The sequence below is a fragment of the Eikenella corrodens genome, from assembly GCF_900187105.1.
GTDB classification, from domain to species: domain Bacteria; phylum Pseudomonadota; class Gammaproteobacteria; order Burkholderiales; family Neisseriaceae; genus Eikenella; species Eikenella corrodens.
On sequence record NZ_LT906482.1, the window covers coordinates 1,362,524 to 1,383,101 of the forward strand.

Here is a 20,578-nt window from a genome sequence, read left to right on the forward strand (position 1 = left end):
ACTCGAAATTGCCTGAAACAGGCGGCTGTGGCAAGATGGCGCATCTTAAACAAAAAAGCCGCCGTGCACAAACCATCATGAACGAAACCGAATTTTTGCGCTATTCCGACCAGTTGTTTGCCCACATCGAAGACCAGCTCGACCAGTGCGGCGCCGATTTCGATTGCGAACACAACGGCAATGTGCTCACCATCGAGGCCGACAACGGCACGCAGATTATCGTAAACCGCCACACGCCGAACCAAGAGCTGTGGATTGCCGCCAAAAGCGGCGGTTACCACTTCGCCCTGCGCGAGGGCGAATGGCGCTCTACCCGCGACGGCAGCGGCTTTTTCGCCATGCTGAACGAAGTGCTGGGCGCGGCGGCGGGCGAAACGGTAGAGATTGAGCCGCTGTAGTTTGGGCCGGATGCCGCAGCTGTTGCGAATAGATGAAAGGCTACTTGAAACCATGGCCGTGCCGCGTTTCAGGTAGCCTTTAGTTTGTCTGGTTCGTTGCCAAGGGGCTTGCTATTGGATTCTGTTTTTTATTTTGCAGCTGGCCTTGAATGCGTGAAAAGAGGCTACCTGAAAATGGTGTAGACAAATGATGGATGAAGCATTTGGCTTTAATGGAAATGAAAAGGCTACCTGAAAACGGTTTGGATGTTTTCAGGTAGCCTTTGCTTTAGCGGTGTTTGATTGTCCAGCAGCGGTGGATTTTGCGGTTGCGGAAGTCTTCGGGCACGGATTGGCGGCTGATTTCGGCCACGGCATGGCGTTCGGCCACGGCGGGTTCGAGCTCGAAGCTGCGTAGGTTGTTGGAGAAATAAAGCGTTCCACCTGGTTCGAGCAGCTGCATGGCTTCGCGGATGAGGCGGGGGTGGTCGCGCTGGATGTCGAGGATGTCGAGCATCTTTTTGCTGTTGGAAAAGCTGGGCGGGTCCATCACGATGAGGTCGAAGCGTTTGCCTTCGGCGGCGGCGGTTTGCAGGTATTGGAAGACGTCGGCGCGGATGATGCGGTGCTGCTCGGGGTTGATGCGGTTAAGCTCGAAGTTGCGCCGCGCCCAATCGAGATAGGTGTTGGACAAATCGACGGTTTCGCTGCTAACGGCGCCGCCGGTGGCGGCATATACGCTGAAGCTGCCGGTGTAGGAGAAGAGGTTGAGGAAGCGTTTGCCTTGGGCTTCGCTGCCTACGAGGGCGCGGGTGTTGCGGTGGTCGAGGAAGAGGCCGGTGTCGAGGTATTTGTCGAGGTTTACCCAGAAGGCGCGGCCGTTTTCGTGCACGATAAAATCTTCGCCGCTGCGGCCGGTTTTTTCGTATTGGCTGCTGCCGCGCTGGCGGCTGCGCTGTTTGAGGTGGATGTGTTCGGCGGGAAAGCCGGTGATGAATTGCACGGCTTCCACCACTTCGGCCAGCCAGGCTTCGTATTCGGCATGCTGCATGATCCAGCCGGTGTCGTATTCCTGCAGGTGGATGTGGTTGCCGTAGATGTCGATGGCGAAGGGGTATTGCGGGATGTCGCGGTCGTAGAGCCGCCAGGCTTCGATGTTTTGCCGGCGCACCCATTTGATGAGGTGTTTGGCGTTTTTACCCAGCCGGTTGGCAAAGGCGGTGATTTCGCTCATGTGAGGCTACCTGAAAAGTGGAAAAGGAATACGGCTATTTTACGGTTAATTGCCCCGTCGCTCCAAACGGGCAACTGTGGCTTTCAGGTAGCCTTTTCGGTAGATAGGTGTAAATCCAAAGATTTTGCTTGACCGATTCCAAGCAAACGCCTAAGATGCCGCCTCTTTTTTGTTCGAAGCCATCGTCTTCAGCCCCCGCAGTTTTACAGCTGCGTCTGTTTGCCGCATTTTGCGTGCAATCCTTCTCTGCTTCGCAGGTTGTCGCCGATGCCACTCCAAGCGCTTTGCTTGCGACAATCTTTTGCGTAACCTCCAGCGGTTGCCCTCGTTTTCTTTGCTGCATGAGCCCGTTTTGCCGTACTGCCTGTACCGTTTGCGGCCCGCCCTAGTGTTGAAAGCGAACTGACCCCGCCTCTTTCTGTTAGCGCATCCTTTTGCTTCGCGGCTGCCCGTTTTGTGCGGGCGGAAAGTATTGTTGTCCTTTTTGGAAACACATGACCATCCAATTCAGCGACCTGCTGCACGATAAAAACTTGCTCGCCGCCCTGCGTTCTGCCGGTTACATCGAGCCCACCCCCATTCAAGTCCAAGCTCTGCCTGCCGCCATCGATGGCCGCGACATCATGGCTTCGGCGCAAACCGGCTCCGGCAAAACCGCCGCTTTCCTGCTGCCCAGCCTGCAGCGCATCACCCGCCGCAGCGACAAATCCGGCAAAGGCCCGCGCATCCTCGTGCTCACGCCCACGCGCGAGCTGGCTGCGCAGGTGGAAAAAAACGCCAAAATCTACGCCCAAAACATGAAATGGCTGCGCACCGTCACCCTGGTGGGCGGCTCGTCTTTCGGTTTTCAAATCAAAGCGCTGGCCAAGCCGATTGATTTGGTAGTGGCCACGCCCGGCCGCCTGATGGACCACATGCGCAGCGGCCGCATCGATTTCGACCGCCTTGAAGTGCTGGTGCTCGACGAAGCCGACCGCATGCTGGATATGGGCTTTATCGACGACATCGAAACCATCGTGGCCGCTACGCCCGAAAGCCGCCAAACCCTGCTCTTTTCCGCCACTTGGGACGGCGCCGTGGGCAAGCTCGCCCGCCGGCTCACTAAAAATCCCGAAGTGATTGAAATCGAGCGCGAAGACAACCAAGGCAAAATCGACGAGCAGCTCTTTTACTGCGACGACAAAAACCATAAAAACCGCCTGCTCGACCATATTTTGCGCGATGCCAATATCGACCAGTGCATCATCTTCACCAGTACCAAAGCCATGAGCGAACAGCTGGCCGACGAACTTTATGAAAAAGGCTTCGCCGCCAACTGCCTGCACGGCGACATGCCGCAAAACTGGCGCAACCGCACGCTGATGGATTTGCGCAAAGGGCGCATCAAAGTGCTGGTGGCCACCGATGTGGCCGCGCGCGGCATCGATGTGCCCAGCATCACCCACGTGATCAACTACGACCTGCCCAAACAGGCCGAAGACTACGTGCACCGCATCGGCCGCACCGGCCGCGCCGGCCGCCACGGCCTTGCCCTTACTTTTGCCGAAGTGAACGAATACGTGGCGGTGCACAAAATCGAAAAATACCTCGGCCGCAAGCTGCCCGAGTTCACCATCGAAGGCATGGAGCCCACTCGCAAGCGCAGCAAAGCCCCGCGCAAAGCCAAAGGCGGCGGTTGGAAACAAAAAGGCGGCCGCAAGCCCAACGGTAGCGGCAAACCCTTCGGCCGCCCCGCCGGCAATCCGCGCGGCAAAGCCCGCAAACCAGCCGCCCAAGGCCGCCGCGCCTGATATGGTTGAACCATTTTTCCCCTGTTGGGCGAAGCGACACAGCAGGGGAAAATAAGTGTTTGAGCTATGGCCGGTTTGGTAGCAGCTGGCTGTCAATAATAAAGGCTACCTGAAAATTGGGAAGCGGCACGAAATTGCCGTATTGTTTTCAGGTAGCCCTTAGCTTGCTCGAGCGATTGGCTTGTTTGCCCGGCTTACAGTAAGATAATTGGCTTGTTTGGGTGTAGCGAGAACGCTTCCCTGTAGATGAACGCTGTGTCGGGGAGACGCCTAAAGCCAAACCCAAAAACGCAGCTTTTCGAGCAGATTGCAAAACAGCCAATCTACGGCACATTGTGCCGTAAACGTAAACCGTGGCTAAAACACCTCATTTTCACGGGATGGACTGGTTTCTATTTTGAACGGCGATACCGTTTGGGCTACCTGAAAAACAGATGGTGTTGCTGATGTTCGCTTTGCAGCAGCCCTATTGTTTTACTTCATTGAGGCTTCGTTTTCAGGTAGCCTATTCCATTCTTTCCCCCAACCCTGCCGCTTGTTGCCGCAGAAGAACCGTTGATGAATATCACGAGTTAGGAGTGTAACCATATGAAAAACCAACGCGATTCTAATAAACGTAATCCGCGCCGCGCCGATGAAAAAGTTTCAGGTAGCCCTAAGCGCCAGCAGCGGCCGGAAGCGGAGAAAGCGCCGAAAACCCGCGTGGCGCGAGCAAAAAAGCTGGCAGTGCGCCCGGCCAACCAAAAAGTGCAGAGCCAAGTGCGCCGTTTGCAGGAACAGCGTTCCGATTTGAGCGGCATCGAGCCGGTGCGCCTGCAAAAGGCACTGGCCGCTTCGGGCGTGGGTTCGCGCCGCGAGATGGAGGAGTGGATTCAAAACGGTTGGGTAACGGTGAACGGCAAGGTGGCGCAGCTGGGCGATAAGGTGCAGCCGGAAGACCAGGTGTTGGTGAAAGGCAGCGTGATCAAGCTGAAATGGCCGGATCGATTGCCGCGTATCATTTTATATTATAAGCAGGAAGGCGAGATTGTATCGCGTGACGACCCGCAGGGGCGCGTGAGCATTTTCGACCGCTTGCCGCAGGCGGCGAGCAGCCGTTGGGTGGCCATCGGCCGTTTGGACATCAATACCAGCGGCCTGCTGATTCTCACCACTTCCGGCGAGCTGGCCAACCGTTTTGCCCACCCGAGCTTCGAAGTGGAGCGCGAGTATGCGGTGCGCGTGTTGGGCGAGTTGGGCATGGATGAGATGCGCCTGCTCACCAGCGAGGGCGTGATGCTGGAAGACGGCCTGGCGCGGGTGGAACGCATCCACAGCCAGGGCGGGGAAGGCGTGAACAAATGGTATAATGTGGTGCTCAAAGAGGGGCGCAACCGCGAAGTGCGCCGCATTTTCGAGCATTTTGGCCTTACTGTAAGCCGCCTGGTGCGCACTGGGTTTGGGCCGATTGGTTTGCCCAACCGATTGAAGCGTGGGCAGTTTTATGAGCTGAACGCGGCGGAAGTGGCCTCAGTGATGAAATGGGCGGATTTGCCGCTGCCGGATAGCCGCCGCCGGCCTGGCTGATGGTATGCTGCCAATTAAAGGCTACCTGAAAAATAAATAGCCGCTTTCCCATTGTTCTTTAACGAGTTATGAAGCAGCCCAACCGCATTGATTCCCAACCGGCGTTTTTGTTGTCGGCCACGCCGTGGCGCGAAACCAGCCTGCTGGCGGAGCTGTTTAGCCGCGATTATGGGCGGGTGGCAGTGGTGGCGCGCAGCGCGCGCAAACGGCAGAGCGAATTACGCGGCGTGTTGGTGCCGTTTGTGCCGGTTCAGGTAGCCTGGTATGGCAAGGAAGAGCTGAAAACGTTACATCGCGCCGAATGGCTGGGCGGCTGGCCGCAGCCGCAGGGTAGGGCGCTGCTGAGCGGGCTGTATGTGAATGAATTGGTGCAGAAACTCACTGCCAGGGAAGACCCGCAGCCTGCGTTGTATGAGGCTTTGCGGCAGGTGATGCGCACTTTGTGCACCGAGCCGAATCATGCCGCCGTGCTGCGCCGGTTTGAGTGGACATTGCTCACGTTAGCAGGCTATGCACCGGATTTGCAGAAAGACAGCGCGGGCTGCCCGGTGGAAGCCGATCGGCAATACTGGCTACAGCCGGAACATGCGGTATTGCCGTTGGAGCAACGGCATAGCCTGACGCCGGCAGAAGTGCAGCCTGGCGTGGCGGTAGATGGCGATGTGTTGATTCAGCTGCAAAACGGCGAATTTACCGATACCTCCGCTTTGCAGCAGGCACGCCGGATTACCCGCCTGCTGCTGGATTTCCGCCTGCCGGAAGGGATTAAATCGCGGCAGGTGTTGCAGCAGATACAGGCTTTCAGGTAGCCTTTATCCTCCAGTCACATCATGTTTTGAGGAAAAACGAAGTGGATTTGCACAACACCGAACTTTGCCGCGTGCGGACGATTACTGCATTTATCAGTTTGAATAAAAATAGTAATTTATGGGCTGGTGTGTTGGAGGAAGCCAAGCGCCAATGCGACCGTTTGGCCGAGTCGTTTGCCCGGGCGGGCTATACCGTGCAGTCGGTACGGCTGGTGTCAAACCCATTCGGCGAATATTTGGATACCGAAAACGCGCAAACCGCCAAGCAGGGTTTGGCCCGTATCCAGCAGATTTTGCAGGAATTGAATCACGGAAAGGTGATGCGTATCCGTTTTGCTGTTGGCGAGGCGGTAGGTGCGCACGAAATCGCCCTGCTGCCGGAGTTGATTCGCGATTACGGCGATTTGTGCAATGCCTGTGTGAATGTGGGCATGGATGAGAATGGTTTTTTAGACAGGCAAACCATTGAGTTGTGCGTGGCGACTATTCAGGAAATCGGCCGCATTACGCCGCGCGGCGAAGGCAATTTCAATTTCACGGTAAACTTCAATTGCCGGCCGCTGATTCCGTATTTCCCCGCCGGCTACCACCGCGCAGAGCAGGGCAACTGTATTGTGTTGGGCTTGGAAACGCCGGATTTGCTGGCCGCCGCCTTACGTGGATTAAATAATCAGCCGGCAGAGCATGCCAAATATTTTCAGGTAGCCTATTCGGCCATGCGCGAGGCGCTGCAATACCACATCGACCGTGTGCAGCAATGTGTGGCCGACACGCCTCTGGATGCAGGTTGGGCTTATGCTGGCATGGATACTTCGGCTGCGCCGTCAAAGAATTGTACTTCAATGGTGGAGCTGTATCGGCTGATGCGCGTGTCGTATTTCGGCACAGCCGGTACGGTGGAAGTATCCGCACTGCTTACCCGTGTGTTCAAGTCGCTGGAGCGGGTGCAGGCCGTGGGTTTTTCCGGCCTGATGCTGGCGGTAACCGAAGACGAAGGCTTGGCCGAGGCCACCCGCAAGCAACAATTCGATATCCGCTCCCTGCTCACTTATAGTAGCGTATGCGGTATTGGTTTGGATACCGTGCCGATTGCCGGTAGCACTCCGGCGGAGAAAATTGCCGACATCATGTGCGACACCGGCACCATGGCCTTCCGCCTGAACAAACCGCTCACTGTACGCCTGTTCCCCGTTCCCGGATTGGAGGCGGGCGAGATTACGGCATTTGAGAGCGATGACTTGTGTAATTGTGTGGTGTTGGCAATACCTTAGAACGGCTTCGTGCAGATGGCACGCCGGTTGCTTAGTTACCTTTGCGGCGTGAGTCATGAAGCTAAATTGCAAAATTCGATACCCGAAAGGAAAGAAGATGCTGTTGGGCGTTAATATCGACCACGTTGCCACTTTGCGTAATGCGCGCGGTACGCGCTATCCTAGTCCGTTGGAGGCGGCTTTGGTTGCCGAAACTCACGGCGCGGATTTAATTACTTTGCATTTGCGCGAAGATCGCCGCCATATCAAAGATGCAGATGTGTTCGCCATCAAACAGGCAATCCGCACCCGCATGAATTTGGAAATGGCGCTGACGACAGAAATGTTGGATAACGCCTTACAGGTGCAGCCGGAAGATGTGTGCATCGTGCCGGAAAAACGGCAGGAGGTAACCACCGAAGGCGGCTTGGATGTGCTGGCGCAACAGCAGACAGTAGCGGAGTTTACGCAGCGATTAAATACTGCCGGCATCCGCGTTTCGTTGTTTATCGATGCGGATGAGCAGCAAATCAAGGCTGCTCGTGATGTTGGAGCACAAGCCATAGAGTTGCATACTGGCGCGTATGCCGATGCAACTTCGCATACCGTTCGACAAAACGAATTGTTGCGCTTGGAAGAAGCGGCATATTTTGCTTCGGAATTGGGTTTGGTGGTCAATGCCGGGCATGGTTTGACGATTCACAACGTAGCGCCGGTAGCACGGATTTTGCCGATTCGCGAGCTGAATATCGGTCATGCGCTCATTGCGCAAGCCGTGTTTTTGGGCTTGCCGGAAGCGATACGCCAAATGAAAGAAGAGATTTATCGGGCTCGGAGTCAGCCGGATTGAATTTATTTAGTGGAATAGTAATTTCATTGTTTATTTAACAGATTGTTATTATTAATAATAATAAATATCTATAGTTTGAAATGATTAATGGGGTGTATATGGAAAAGTTAGATGCAAGGGGGTTTACATTAATTGAATTATTGGTGGCAATAGTGATTATTGCTGTGTTAGCTAGTATTGCTTATCCTTCATATGACGTGTTCATACGTAAGACTAGGATGGAGCAGGCAAAAGCTAGTATCATGGCGACAGCTCGTGATATGGAGCGATTCTATACCAAGAATAGAACTTTTAAGGGTGCACCTGCCCCGGCAAGCACAGATTTTTTTGATATCGCATTTGCAGCAAGCAGCCCTGGGGCGGATAACTATGAGATTATAGCTAAGCCAAATAATAAAAACCCTAATGAATCAAAAGGGTTGTATTATAGTAGTACCGCTGGTTCTTTCAGCCGTTGTGATAAGGTTGGTATGGATAATTGTGAACAATTCTAGTATCTAAAATAGGTTCACTTCTATCTTGAAGCCGTTTATACTGTCTACTCAGTTACTTCCCTAAGGAGTGGCAGCATGAACGGCTTATTTGTTTCCACTAGGCGCGGCTTCACACTGATGGAGCTGATGATCATTATTGCCATAGTGGCGATTTTGGCGGCCATTGCGTATCCTTCATACCAATCGTTTGTGCGTAAATCCCGTTTGGAAGAGGCCAATGCTGCTTTATTGGAAAATAGCCGGGCAATGGAGCGTTTTTATGCGCGAAACCGCACGTTTAAAGCCACTTCCACCACTTGGCCGGCGTTGGCGGTTAGCCAAACGCAGCATTTCTGTATTAAATTCCAAGGCAATGCGCGCGGGGTGCTGGGAGATAAATATACAATTAAAGCCGTGGCTTTTGATGTGAGTAAAGAGCCACGGGTTTTATTGATTAACCAAGATCAAACGGTACGGATTTGCCAAAGCAGCCGTAGCCGTTGCGATAATAAAGAAGTGTTTTCCGGCGGTAATAATATCGACCAAGAATGCGAATTATTGCATTAGTTTTTTCTTTAATTAGAATTCAAATTTTGATGAGCATTACTCTTTTATTACAACAAAAAATTCAGAATGCCGATTACGCACGCATGATTCAAAACAATATTGCCTCTTTCAGCCCAGCAGAAACCGATCTGCTGGCTGAAATTTTGAGTGGTTATGAATTTGATGTGGTGCAGCAGCAGGCGTTGGTGCAGGCTGTTATGCAGCAGTCCCGTTTCGATCCGGATGCCTTCCACCAAGAGTTTGATGATGAAGATGTAACCGGCATTTGCCCGCATTGCATTAACCCGCCCATGCCGCCGTTACGTGATTATTTGGTGTGGCGTCAAACGCTGGCTAAACAGGCTACCTGAACATTTCAGGCAGCCTTCTTCCCTGTATAATCAAACAATAATCTTATTTGGAAAACCCATGCGCATTATTTCTGCCAATGTAAACGGCATCCGTTCTGCCTATAAAAAAGGCTTCTATGAATACCTAGCAGCAAGCGGCGCCGATATCGTCTGCATTCAGGAGCTCAAGGCTCAAGAAGCCGATTTGGACGACAGCATGAGAGCCCCGCACGGTATGCACGGCGTTTGGCACTGCGCCGAGAAACGCGGCTATTCCGGCGTGGCGCTGTATAGCAAACGCGAGCCGGATCGCGTGCAAACCGGCATGGGTATTGCCGAATTCGATGCCGAAGGCCGCTTCGTGCAGGTCGATTTCGGCAATTTGTCGGTGATTTCGCTCTACCTGCCTTCCGGCAGCAGTTCGGAAGAGCGCCAGCAGCTGAAGTTCCGTTTCTTAGCAGCCTTCTACCCGATGCTGCGCGAGCTGAAAACCCAAGGCCGCGATATCGTGATCTGCGGCGATTGGAATATCGCGCACCAAAATATCGACTTGAAAAACTGGAAAGGCAACTTGAAAAACTCCGGCTTCCTGCCCGAGGAGCGCGAGTGGATCGGCAAAGTGATTGTCGAACTGGGCTGGGTGGATATTTGGCGCACGCTCTATCCCGAAATGCCCGGCTACACCTGGTGGAGCCAGCGCGGCCAGGCGTATGCCAAAGACGTGGGCTGGCGCATCGACTACCAAATGGCCACGCCCGCCCTGGCCGAGCGCGCCCGCTCCGCCCATGTTTATAAGCAGGAGAAATTCTCCGATCACGCCCCGCTGGTGGTGGATTACGATTATCCGCTGTAGCGGATGCCGGCGTTCCGGTTTCTCAGAAATCCGACATGTCGGAAAACCTGTTTCAGGTAGCCCGCATCTTGCCCGGCAGGCTGCCTGAAAAGCCGATTGTTCATATTAAGCGTTTGATAATTTTGAACTGTACGCTTTCAGGTAGCCTGTAGTATCTGTTTCAGGGCTACCTGAAACCGAGAAAACCAACCCGAGGAAATACCATGTATTTTGTAGACCGCAGCGCTGTGGTGGTGAAGCCCACCGAAGCTTTCCTCGCCTGGCTCAAAAGCACCGGCGACGACCTGCCCGACCTCACCCTTGCCCAAATTCGCAGCAATTGCAGCGTGTATCTGTTGGCGCAGGCCGATACGCCCGAAGAGAGCGCCGGCCTGTTTGGCGAACGCTGGCGCGAGGTGCTCAGCGGCGAGATTGCTTCGTGGGAAGTGCCGCAGGAGCAATGGCCGGAGCTCACGCCCGAGCTATTCACCCGCTTTTTCGATCTCGAATTCCACGACATGGTGTTGGACACGGATGACGACGATATCCGCGTCAGCCCTGTGGTGGACAACATGATGTAGCTGCCGTGCAGCCTTTTCAGGTAGCCTTCCGGCCTTCGCGGTTGCAGCGTGTGCTGCAGTTGGCTGCATGGGCGTGGCTGGCCGTTATCTGGCTGCTGTATTTCGCTGATTGGCTGCGCCTGATCGGCCTCGCGTTCACCGCTTCCGCCGCTTGGTATGCCCTGCGCCGGCCGTTGCCAATCGGCGGCCTCACAGTGGGCAGCGGCGGCGAGGCCGTGCTGTTTTTGCAGTCGCAGCAAATTGCCGTGGCGGCCACCTTGCGCGGCGGCGTGGTGTTGCCGTGGTTGCAACTCTTGCACTAGCAAACCGACGGCGGCCGGCAGATTTACCAAGCCGTGTGGCCGGATTCCGCCGATGCCGAAGGCCTGCGCCGCCTGCGCGTGTGGGCGAGGTGGGGGCAGGCGCGGAAGAAATGGAGCAAGCCGGTGGATCGGCAGGATTCCCGCTAAAAAACGGCCGTGCCAACGCGGCATACTTTATTGGTTTTTTATTGCACACAGGATTCAACCCTATGACCAATCCCAACTACCTTATCCTGCCCAGCCGTTTCGGTTTTGCCGAAACGCTGGCCGTGTTGAAACAGGCTTTTGCCGCCAAGCAGATTACCCTGTTTGCCGAAATCCCACATTCCGCGCTGGCCGCCGAGCACGGCCTGCCGCTGGCGCCTGCCAGCCTGCTGATTGTCGGCCACCCGGCCAAAGGTACGCCGCTGATGCAGGCCGATTTGCTGCTGGCTGCCGAGCTGCCGCTGAAAGTGTTGGTGTACGAGCAAAACGGCCGCGTGCAGGTGCTGTACCGCCGCGTGTTGCCGCTTGTGGCGGAGCGCGGTTTGGATGCGGCCGAAACTGCCGCCGCGCAAATCGATGCCGCCACGGGCGCACTGATTGCCGCCGCGCTGGAGAGTGTGCCGGGCTGAATTTTGCTGCGGTATAATGCGGCGGCAAAAGGCTACCTGAAAAGGTTTAACCGTTTTCAGGTAGCCTTCGTCAGTTAAAGCAGGTTACCTGAAAGCACCGTTCAAAATCCGGGTCAGCAAGCGCTTGGCACGGTAATGCCGACCGATACTGTTATTTTCAGCTAGCCTTCGCCAAGCCGCCCATACCGGCATACAGGCTACCTGAAAACCCGTTTGGCATTTTCAGGTAGCCCTCAAACAAGGTTGAACAAATGAAAACACTCTCCCAATGGCTCACCCACCTTGAAACCGCCTACACCGGCGGCACCGCCCACAGCCACGGCAGCATTGATTTGGGCTTGGGGCGCGTGCTCGCGGTGAAAGAGCGGATGGGTTTGCAGCCGCAATGCCCCGTAATCGTGGTGGCCGGCACCAACGGCAAAGGCTCGGTGTGCGCCTTTTTGGAAAGCATCTACCGCGCCGCCGGCTTCAAAACCGGCATGCTCACCAGCCCGCACATTCTGCGCTACAACGAGCGCATCTGCGTGAACGGCCAACCTGCTGCCGATGAAACCATTGCCGCCTCTTTCGAGCGCATCGAAGCCGCACGCGGCGATACCGCACTCACTTATTTCGAGTTCAACACCTTGGCCGCCGTGGATATTTTCCGGCGCGCTGAAACCGATGTGATGATTCTGGAAGTCGGGCTCGGCGGCCGGTTGGACGCAGTGAATATTTTTGACGGCGACGTATCGGTGGTAACGTCGGTGGATTTGGATCACCAAGCCTTTTTAGGCGACACAGTGGAGCAGGTGGCCTTTGAAAAGGCGGGCGTATTCCGCGCGGGCAAACCTGCTGTCTGCGCCCAAAACCCGCCACCCGAATCGTTGCGCCGCCACGCCGAAGCCATCGGCGCCGACCTCCTGCTGGCCGGGCGCGATTTCGGCTTCAGCAAGCTGGAGCAGCAGCAATGGTCGTTTCACTTTCATCCTGAGCACAGCCGCCTGTTTTCAGGTAGCCGCAACCGCAACGCGCTGCCTTTTCCCGCCCTGCGCGGCGGCTACCAGCTGGGCAATGCCGCCTGCGCGCTGGCCGTGCTCGAATGCTTAAATGCACGGCTGCCGGTGGATATCGGCGCCATCAAACGCGGGTTGTTGCTGGTGAGCCACCCCGGCCGTTTCCAGGTGTTGCCCGGCCGCCCGCTTACCATATTGGATGTCGGCCATAATCCGCACGCCGCCCGTGCTTTGCGTCGCAGCCTGATGGCGCTGCCGTTTGCCGAAAAACGGCTGGCGGTGTTCAGCATGTTGGCCGATAAAGATATCGACACTGTGGTTTCCCTGCTGCAAGACCAGTTCGACGAATGGCTGGTTGCCCCGCTGCCGCTGCCGCGCGGCCTTTCGGCGGAAGCCTTGCAGCAGCATCTGGAAGCGGCGGGAGCGGCCAATGTTCGCCTGTTTGCCAGCGTGGGCGAGGCCTATCGTGCCGCCTTATCGGAGGCGGGGGAAAATGATAGAATCGTGGTATTTGGTTCGTTTCATACGGTGGCCGAAGTGATGGGCGCACCGCAACAGGAATAAGGAATTATGCCACCCCAATCCAACCCGAATTGGCGCCATCTGGAAGAATACGAGCAGATTAAGCGCAAAAACCGCCGCCGCTTGGTGGGCGCGCTGCTGCTCACTACGGTGGTGGCGCTGCTGCTGGCCAAAGTGATGGGCAGCAGTCAAAATACTGCTGCGCCGGGCGAAATCACCGTGAGCGGCGGCAGCGAAACTGCGGCTTCCATGGTGGTGGAAACCCAGCCGCTGCCCGAGCCGGTGGCCGAAGTGCCGACTGATGCCGACACTGCGGTGGAAATGCAGCCGCAGCCGGTATCTGCGCCGTCTGTTGAGCCGGAAGCAGTGGTTGTGGAACCTGCTCCGCCTGCGCCGCAGCCCGTGCAACCGGCCAAGCCGGTGGAGGCGCGCACCACGGTATTGCCCAATCCTCTGGCCAACTCCGGCAACGCGGCCAATCCACCACCGAGCCGCCCGGCTGCGCCGCCGGTGCGGGCGGAAAGCAAGCCTGCGCTGCAGCCGCGTGTAGAAGCCAAGCCGGTGCCTGCCGAGCCGCGCGCGCAACCGGCGGAAAACAATAAACCGGCAGCCCAGCCGCAGGCCAAACCTGCCGTGCCGGAAACCCCGCGCCGCGCCGAGGGCGTGAAACCGCAAACGCCGGCCGTGCAGCCGAATGAGCGCCGTGCCGAAAGCAAACCGGCTGAACCGAAGCCGACCGAACAGAAACCAGCCGAGCGCCGCCGCCCAGCTGAACGTCGGCAGGAACGTAAGCCAAACGGCAACCGCCTCTCGCCGGAAGATATTTTGAACAACCGCGCTGCCAACCATGTGGCCGGTAATGGCAAAGCTGCCGATAATCAAGCGGCGCAGACGGAGCGGCGCATGGTGATTCAGGTGGGTGCTTACACCACCGAAGAGCAGGCACGCGCCGTGCAAAAACGGCTGGCCGATGCGGGCGTGAGCGCCTATGTGGCGCCGCCGGCCAACAAAGGCGGCAACGCGCTCTACCGCGTGCGCACCGGCTCATATCCCAACCGCCAGGCCGCCGGACAGGCAATGGGCAAAATTAAATCGCAGGGGCTGGACGGCATCCTGCTGGAGCGCTGATGACTTTGTTTGACTATCTTGCGCTGCTGGTGATCGCGGCGTTTACCCTGATTTCGCTGTTTCGCGGCGTGGTGGCCGAATTGGTGGGCTTGGTTTCTTGGCTGGGCTCGCTGCTGGCGGCCAAGCTGCTTGCTCCATCAGTGGGCGACTGGCTTTCAGGTAGCCTCAAGCCGCATGCGCTGGCGGTGGTGGCCGCGTTTATCGGCGTGTTCCTGCTGGCGCGGCTGCTGTTCCGGCTGCTGCAAACCTTGCTCACTTCTTCTGCCGGCGCGGCCGGGTTGGGCGGGGCAAACCGCCTGCTTGGCGGTGTGTTTGGCGCGGTAAAGGGGGTGCTGGCGGTAACGCTGGCGGTGCTGGTTTGCGCGTTTACCGATTTGCCGAAGAGCGAGGAATGGCAGCATTCGCAAACCGCATTTGTTTTTGAGGGCTTGGCCCAACTGGCCGTGCCGTATCTGCCGCCGTTTATGGCGGATCGTGTCGACTACCGGCAAGCGCCGGGGGAGTGAATTTATGTGTGGCGTATTGGGCATGGTGGCTTTTGAGCCGGTGAATCAGTTACTGTATGACGGATTGCAGGTGTTGCAGCACCGCGGACAGGATGCGGCGGGCATCGTAACCGCCGAGGGCGAGATGCTCCATATGCATAAAGATACCGGCATGGTGCGCGATGTGTTCCGCACGCGCGATATGCGCAACCTGGTGGGCAATGCCGGCATCGCCCATGTGCGCTATCCCACCGCCGGCAACGCGGGCAGCAGTGCTGAGGCGCAGCCATTTTATGTGAATTCGCCCTTCGGCATCGTGCTGGCGCACAACGGCAACCTCACCAACCCCGAAGAGCTTGAGGCCAATTTATGCCGCCGCTACCTGCGCCATATCAATACCGGCTCTGATTCCGAAGTGCTGCTCAATGTGTTGGCCAGCGAGTTGCAGCACGTGATTGGCAGCCGCAGCAAGCTGGAAGTGGACGATGTGTTTGATGCCGTGGCTGCGCTCAACCGCCAAGTGCGCGGCGCATACGGGGTGGTGGCGCTGATTGCCGGCTACGGTATGCTCGCCTTCCGCGATCCGCACGGTATCCGCCCGTTGGTGTTGGGCAAATCTACCGACGAAGCGGGGCGCACCGCTTATATGGTGTCTTCCGAATCCATCGTTTTCCCCGGTTTGGGCTACGAATTGGTGCGTGATATCGCACCGGGCGAAGCCGTATTTATCGGCTTTAACGGCGAGTTCCACAGCCGCCAATGCGCCGAAGCGCCGCGCCTTTTGCCCTGCCTGTTTGAATATGTGTATTTTGCCCGCCCCGATTCCGTGATGAACGGCGTATCGGTGTACCAAGCCAGGCTTGATATGGGCGTAACCTTGGCAGAAAAAGTGAAACGCAGCCTGCCGGCAGACGAAATCGACGTGGTGATGCCCATCCCAGATACCAGCCGCCCAAGCGCCTTGCAGCTGGCCATGCACCTGGGTAAACCCTACCGCGAAGGCCTCATCAAAAACCGTTACATCGGCCGCACCTTCATCATGCCCGGCCAAGCCACGCGAAAAAAATCCGTGCGCCAGAAGCTCAACCCCATCGACAGCGAATTTGCCGGCAAATCCATCCTGCTGGTGGACGACTCCATCGTGCGCGGCACCACTAGCCGCGAGATTGTGGAAATGGTGCGCGCCGCCGGGGCGCGGAAAGTGTATTTTGCCTCCGCCGCCCCTGAAGTGCGCTACCCCAATGTGTACGGCATCGACATGCCCACCCGCGCCGAATTGATTGCCAACGGCCGCAGCGCCGAGCAAATTGCCGCCGAAATTTCTGCCGACGGTGTGGTGTTCCAAGATTTGGACGACTTGGAAAACGTGGTGCGCGCGCTCAACCCCGCCATCGAAGGCTTCGACAGCTCCTGCTTCAACGGCTGCTACGCCACCGGCGACATCGACGAAGGCTACCTGAAACGCCTTTCCGATCGCCCAAAAGGCAGCAGCACAGCCCCTGCCGGCCAGATGGAACACAGCATCCGTGTGGATTCGCTACGGGAATAATAAATGGCGGAAGCCGGCTTTGAGGCCGGCTTCTTTGGTTTGGCGGGGTAGGGCGGTTTCAGGTAACCTCAAATGTGAAAAAGCTACCTGAAAACTAGATAATACGCCTGTTATCGGGAACTAACAAAAATCGCTACAGCGCTGGCTTGCCTGGCCGGATGTCTGTATTACTTGTGGCTTGCCGCCTTGTGCCAATTTTGTTAGTCCGCCATATCGCGCCGCAAAGCAGCCTTAGCTAGGTTAAGACATCGCCCCACTTCGTTGAAACCCCATTTTCAGGTAGCCTTTGCCTCAGGAGACCAAGTGATGAGTAACAAAAAACGTATCTGCCAAGAGCAGCAAACCTTCGATCAGCTCTATCAGTCGCAGGAGCAGGAAATCCTGGTGCTTACTGATAGCAGTAGCGGCGGTGGTGCGGGCAAGGGCGGGCGCGATGTGTTGTGGACGGCCAGCCGCCATTGTGCCGCCTATATCGATGCCGACGGCCAATGCCACCGACAAACCGTGCGGCTCGAATGGCTGGTAGAAAGCACCGTCCCCGAACACTACCGCTTTTCCCTGCGCCCCAACTGCATCTACCGCCTGCGCGTGCGGCCGCAGCGTGAAGACAGAGACTTTTCCATGCCTTGCTTTATGCTGTTGGAAATCTTGGCAGAAAACCCGGATTCGCCCGCCTTGCAGGCCGAGCTGGAGCATTATCTGACGCCGGTGGTGTTGAACGAGCCGGGCATCGGCCAATTTACCCTCAACCGCGATTTCGCCAGCTTTGAAGGCCATGCCGATTGGTTGGGGCAGGAAGTGCATATTTTGCTTGATGTCGATGCCGGCCATGAAGAAAGCGCCAATCAAGCCCTCGCCCTATTGCGCCGCCTGCACAGCCAAGCTGCTGAATTCGACCGCTGCTGGCGCCGTTTTGCCGCCGAACAGCTGCTGGAAGACGCGGTAAACTGGCAGGAGGAAACCGACGAGCCAGTCGTGCCGCCGGAAAGTCTGGATGCTGAAGCGTTTGCGCGTTGTATCGAATTGTCCGAGCTCGCGTTGCAGAAGGAAGGGTTCACTGCCTACTACGACGATGGCGATTTGTTTTTCGGACACGTGATTCTGGTGGAAGGCGGGAAGGACGGCGAGCCGGATGATGCGTATATTGCGGGCTGAATATGCTGTTTGATTACGGGCTGATGAGGATTTTCAGGTAGCCTCTCCGCCCTCTTGAGGCTACCTGAAAAATATCAGCTACGGCAAAATGGAAAATAGTACTTGGACTGTTTAGGCAACCGGATGATTTCCCCGATAACCAAGGAATCTGATAGATGGATACTGCTTCTCCAACTCCCTCGCCACGCCCTTTGGGTTTGACCATCCTGTGCCCGCTGCTGCTGGCGTACGGCATTGCTTGGCCGCTGCTGATGATTATTGCGATGGGCAAGTTGGCCGGTAGTTGGGAGAGGTTTGAATGGGAGATGCTTGAAGTGTACAGAATCAGCCCGAGAATCGTATTCATCCATTTCATCCTCGGGAGTATTGAACCGTTTGCGGTGTCGTTTGGGATATTGTTATGTGCAGCGGGATTGTGGTATCGCCATAAATGGGCGCGTGTGGTATTTTTGTGTGGAGGCCTGCTGCATTTTGGGTGGCTGGTCGGCAACCAGTTAATCGTTTGGGTGGAGAGGGACATTTTCGGCTCTACGATTTTCGATAACAGGCCTTTCTTCATTCCATGGCTAGATATGCTCTGCTTCAGCGCCGTCATCCTCTATCTTTACCTGCGCGTGCCGGAAACCTATTTCCGCGAAGCCGCCCCGACCACCATTATCAAAATTCAAAAATCATGACCCCATACGACTACTGCCACCAAAAAGCCGAAGAGAGCGGCTCCAGTTTTCTGGCCGGTTTCCGCTTTCTGCTGCCGGAAAAACGCCGTGCCATGACGGTGCTGTATGCCTATTGCCGCGAGCTCGATGACGTGGCGGACGACTGTGCTGACCCGGCCGTGGCGGCGCAAACGCTGGCCTGGTGGCGGCAGGATGCGGCCAAGGTGTTTCACGGCGCGGCCTTGCCGGAGCATCCGGTCAATCAGGCCATGCGCGAAGTGGCGCCGGCCTACGGGCTACCTGAAAACGAATTGGCCGCCGTGATTGACGGCGTGGAAATGGATTTGACCCCGGCGCGTTATGCCGATTTCGCCACCTTGCAGCAATACTGCCAGCGCGTGGCCGGGGTGGTGGGGCGGCTGATTGCCCGCATCCTCGGTTTCCAAGATGCCGCCGTGCTGGATTATGCCGACAAAATGGGCTTGGCCCTGCAACTCACCAACATCATCCGCGATGTGGGCGAAGACGCGGTGGCCGGGCGGATTTACCTGCCGGTGGAAGATTTGCAGCGCTTCAACGTGCCCGCCGCCGACTTGCTGCAACGCCGAAACAGCCAAGAGTTTGCCGAGCTGATGGCTTTTCAGGTAGCCCGTGCCCGCCAAACCTACAGCGAAGCCGTGGCTCTGCTGCCTGCTGCCGAGCGGCGCGGCCAGAAGGCAGGGCTGGTGATGGCCGCCATCTACTACGCGCTCTTAAACGAAATCGAGCGCGACGGCGCGGCCAATGTGCTGCGCTACAAGCTGGCGATTCCGAAGCCGCGCAAAGCGCGGATTGCCCTGAAAACCTGGCTCTTGGGGTTTAAGCCATGAGCGCCGCGCCGCGTGTGGCGGTTATCGGCGGCGGTTGGGCGGGGCTTTCGGCGGCGGAAGCGCTGTGCGGCCGGGCGCAAATCACCCTGTTTGAGGCCGGGCGGCAGTGCGGTGGCCGCGCCCGCGCGTTGGGCGGCGGCAGCGGTTTTGCCCATGCCGACAACGGCCAGCATATTTTGGTGGGCGCGTATCGGCAGGTGCTGGATGTGCTGGCGCGCTGCGGCGTGCGCGAAGAAGAAGCATTTTTGCGTCTGCCGCTGCAATGGCATTTGGCCGACGGCCTGCAATTTGCCGCCCGTCGCCTGAGTGCGCCGCTGCATTTGCTTTTCGGCGTGTTGGGCGCACGCGGTATCGGTTGGGGCGAGAAAACGGCGCTGCTGCGCCAGATGCGTGCCTTACAAAGCCTGCGCTTGGCGGAAGATGTTCCCGTGGCTGCTTGGCTACGGCAGCAGCAAGTATCGCACCGTTTGCAGCAGCAGTTTTGGCAGCCTTTGGTGTGGGGCGCAATGAACACCGCTTTGGATCAGGCTTCGCTGCAACGCCTGCAAAATGTGCTGCGCGACGGCGTGTGGGCGGAGCGCGCAGCCAGCGATTTCTTGCTGCCCAAGCAGGATTTGGGGCAGCTGTTTGCCGAGCCGGTGTGCCGGCGCCTGCAAAAATACGGCGCACAAATCCGGCTGGAAACGCGTGTGCCGCAGATTGAACAAACGCTTTCAGGTAGCCTGTTGGTGAACGGCGAAGCCTTTGATGCCGCCGTGTTGGCCGTTGCGCCCTATCATGTGCCGTCACTGCTGCCAGAGGCCGCCCCGCCTGAGGTTGCCACTGCGCTGGATGCTTTGGCATATCACGCCATCACCACCGTGTATTTGCGTTATCCCGTTTCGCCCGAGCTGCCCGCGCCGATTACCGGCCTGGCCGAAGGCACGGCGCAATGGTTTATCGACCGCGATGCGCTCGGCTTCGGGCGCGGCGAAGTGTCCGCTGTGATTTCCCTGTCCGACCAATACGGCAAACTCAGCCGCGAAGAGTGGGTCAGGCGCGTGCAGCACGATTTGCGGCGCATTTGCCCGCACTTGCCGCGCCCCACTGCCGCCCAAGTGATCACCGAAAAACGCGCCACCACCGCCAGCCGCACCGACAACCCTGCCATCCCCACTGCCTGGCTGCGCCATCAGCATATCTACCTCGCTGGCGACTACCTCCACCCGCGCTACCCCGCCACGCTGGAAGCCGCCGTGCAAAGCGGTCGGCAGGCTGCAGCTTTGTTGTTGAAAGATGCGGGGTGAGGAGAAACATCCTGAAAGAGAAACTTATACGAGGCTGAAAGTAGGCTAAACTCGTTTTAGTTTTCAGGAAGCCTGCTCCGTGTATGTTTTGTTTACCCTTGCGCCTCCTGCCGGCGCGGGGCACTTCCTTTTCTTTGCTTCGCCAAAGAAAAGGAAGCAAAAGAAAGGCGACTGCGGACACAGGTTTGGCTTTGCCAAACTTCCCTCACTCCGCGCGGTTTTTCGGGCGGGCTCGCAACTTGCGGCTTCGCCGCTTCGAACATGCAAGCCCTTATTCCCCGAAAAACTGCGCTCCGTTCGGCTGTGTCAGCAGAGAAAAGCACAGCTCAACCTTTGATACTAGAAAGCCTATATCTAGT

At 57.1% G+C, this 20,578-nt stretch carries 23 protein-coding genes; 21 read left to right on the top strand and 2 right to left on the bottom strand.

Features of this window, described 5'->3' with window-relative positions; translation table 11 throughout:
- Positions 1-74 precede the first annotated feature (74 nt).
- Positions 75-398: an iron donor protein CyaY gene (gene cyaY, locus CKV94_RS06865; RefSeq protein ID WP_035580968.1), complete on the top strand. Its 324-nt coding sequence runs from the start codon at positions 75-77 to the stop codon at positions 396-398.
- A gap of 268 nt (positions 399-666) precedes the next feature.
- Here the strand turns inward: cyaY and CKV94_RS06870 are convergent, their stop codons facing one another.
- Both CKV94_RS06870 and CKV94_RS06875 read right to left on the bottom strand, forming a co-directional pair.
- Complete coding sequence (locus CKV94_RS06870; protein WP_003824022.1) at positions 667-1,611, bottom strand: class I SAM-dependent methyltransferase; 945 nt, start codon at positions 1,609-1,611, stop codon at positions 667-669.
- A gap of 34 nt (positions 1,612-1,645) precedes the next feature.
- On the bottom strand, positions 1,646-1,954 hold the full coding sequence (locus tag CKV94_RS06875; RefSeq protein WP_003824023.1) for a hypothetical protein: 309 nt from the start codon (positions 1,952-1,954) through the stop codon (positions 1,646-1,648).
- A 151-nt stretch (positions 1,955-2,105) separates the two neighbouring features.
- On the opposite strand from CKV94_RS06875, the gene CKV94_RS06880 reads away from it, so the two are divergent.
- From CKV94_RS06880 to hpnE, 20 genes are all read left to right on the top strand, one after another.
- Positions 2,106-3,401: a DEAD/DEAH box helicase gene (locus tag CKV94_RS06880; RefSeq protein WP_003824024.1), complete on the top strand. Its 1,296-nt coding sequence runs from the start codon at positions 2,106-2,108 to the stop codon at positions 3,399-3,401.
- Between the two features lie 588 nt (positions 3,402-3,989).
- On the top strand, positions 3,990-4,967 hold the full coding sequence (locus CKV94_RS06885) for a pseudouridine synthase (protein ID WP_003824028.1): 978 nt from the start codon (positions 3,990-3,992) through the stop codon (positions 4,965-4,967).
- A gap of 68 nt (positions 4,968-5,035) precedes the next feature.
- Positions 5,036-5,776, top strand: a complete 741-nt coding sequence (recO, locus tag CKV94_RS06890; RefSeq protein ID WP_003824030.1) for a DNA repair protein RecO — start codon at positions 5,036-5,038, stop codon at positions 5,774-5,776.
- A gap of 41 nt (positions 5,777-5,817) precedes the next feature.
- The gene (locus tag CKV94_RS06895) at positions 5,818-7,047 is read left to right on the top strand and encodes a DUF711 family protein (protein WP_035580738.1); all 1,230 of its coding nucleotides are present in this window, start codon (positions 5,818-5,820) and stop codon (positions 7,045-7,047) included.
- A gap of 97 nt (positions 7,048-7,144) precedes the next feature.
- Positions 7,145-7,876, top strand: a complete 732-nt coding sequence (gene pdxJ / locus CKV94_RS06900) for a pyridoxine 5'-phosphate synthase (RefSeq protein ID WP_035580741.1) — start codon at positions 7,145-7,147, stop codon at positions 7,874-7,876.
- A gap of 98 nt (positions 7,877-7,974) precedes the next feature.
- Positions 7,975-8,370: a type IV pilin protein gene (locus tag CKV94_RS06905; RefSeq protein WP_035580976.1), complete on the top strand. Its 396-nt coding sequence runs from the start codon at positions 7,975-7,977 to the stop codon at positions 8,368-8,370.
- A gap of 75 nt (positions 8,371-8,445) precedes the next feature.
- Entirely contained in the window at positions 8,446-8,916 is a 471-nt protein-coding gene (locus tag CKV94_RS06910) for a type IV pilin protein (RefSeq protein ID WP_003824035.1), read from the top strand.
- Between the two features lie 29 nt (positions 8,917-8,945).
- Positions 8,946-9,266, top strand: coding sequence for a hypothetical protein (locus CKV94_RS06915; RefSeq protein WP_003824036.1), 321 nt, complete (start codon positions 8,946-8,948; stop codon positions 9,264-9,266).
- 58 nt (positions 9,267-9,324) lie between these two features.
- Positions 9,325-10,098 carry an exodeoxyribonuclease III gene (locus CKV94_RS06920; protein WP_003824037.1) on the top strand — a complete coding sequence of 258 codons (774 nt, stop codon included), beginning with the start codon at positions 9,325-9,327 and terminating at the stop codon, positions 10,096-10,098.
- Between the two features lie 203 nt (positions 10,099-10,301).
- On the top strand, positions 10,302-10,658 hold the full coding sequence (locus tag CKV94_RS06925) for a hypothetical protein (protein ID WP_003824038.1): 357 nt from the start codon (positions 10,302-10,304) through the stop codon (positions 10,656-10,658).
- 5 nt (positions 10,659-10,663) lie between these two features.
- A complete protein-coding gene (locus CKV94_RS06930) occupies positions 10,664-10,960 on the top strand; it encodes a hypothetical protein (protein ID WP_003824039.1) in 297 nt (98 codons plus the stop codon).
- A gap of 209 nt (positions 10,961-11,169) precedes the next feature.
- Positions 11,170-11,574 carry a DUF302 domain-containing protein gene (locus tag CKV94_RS06935; RefSeq protein WP_050754448.1) on the top strand — a complete coding sequence of 135 codons (405 nt, stop codon included), beginning with the start codon at positions 11,170-11,172 and terminating at the stop codon, positions 11,572-11,574.
- A gap of 251 nt (positions 11,575-11,825) precedes the next feature.
- Entirely contained in the window at positions 11,826-13,133 is a 1,308-nt protein-coding gene (gene folC / locus CKV94_RS06940) for a bifunctional tetrahydrofolate synthase/dihydrofolate synthase (protein WP_003824043.1), read from the top strand.
- 6 nt (positions 13,134-13,139) lie between these two features.
- Positions 13,140-14,219: an SPOR domain-containing protein gene (locus tag CKV94_RS06945; RefSeq protein ID WP_003824044.1), complete on the top strand. Its 1,080-nt coding sequence runs from the start codon at positions 13,140-13,142 to the stop codon at positions 14,217-14,219.
- Positions 14,219-14,725 carry a CvpA family protein gene (locus tag CKV94_RS06950; protein WP_003824045.1) on the top strand — a complete coding sequence of 169 codons (507 nt, stop codon included), beginning with the start codon at positions 14,219-14,221 and terminating at the stop codon, positions 14,723-14,725. The genes CKV94_RS06945 and CKV94_RS06950 overlap by 1 nt, the downstream gene beginning before the upstream one ends.
- Positions 14,726-14,729: 4 nt before the next feature.
- Entirely contained in the window at positions 14,730-16,253 is a 1,524-nt protein-coding gene (purF, locus tag CKV94_RS06955; protein WP_035580747.1) for an amidophosphoribosyltransferase, read from the top strand.
- Positions 16,254-16,559: 306 nt separating this feature from the next.
- Positions 16,560-17,408, top strand: a complete 849-nt coding sequence (locus tag CKV94_RS06960) for a DUF2262 domain-containing protein (RefSeq protein WP_050754449.1) — start codon at positions 16,560-16,562, stop codon at positions 17,406-17,408.
- Positions 17,409-17,563: 155 nt separating this feature from the next.
- Positions 17,564-18,085: a hypothetical protein gene (locus CKV94_RS06965; RefSeq protein ID WP_035580750.1), complete on the top strand. Its 522-nt coding sequence runs from the start codon at positions 17,564-17,566 to the stop codon at positions 18,083-18,085.
- Positions 18,082-18,933 (top strand): presqualene diphosphate synthase HpnD, encoded by an 852-nt coding sequence (gene hpnD / locus CKV94_RS06970; RefSeq protein WP_003824052.1) that lies wholly within the window; start codon positions 18,082-18,084, stop codon positions 18,931-18,933. Before CKV94_RS06965 ends, hpnD begins: the two co-directional genes overlap by 4 nt.
- On the top strand, positions 18,930-20,219 hold the full coding sequence (hpnE, locus tag CKV94_RS06975) for a hydroxysqualene dehydroxylase HpnE (RefSeq protein WP_003824053.1): 1,290 nt from the start codon (positions 18,930-18,932) through the stop codon (positions 20,217-20,219). The genes hpnD and hpnE overlap by 4 nt, the downstream gene beginning before the upstream one ends.
- Positions 20,220-20,578 lie beyond the last annotated feature (359 nt).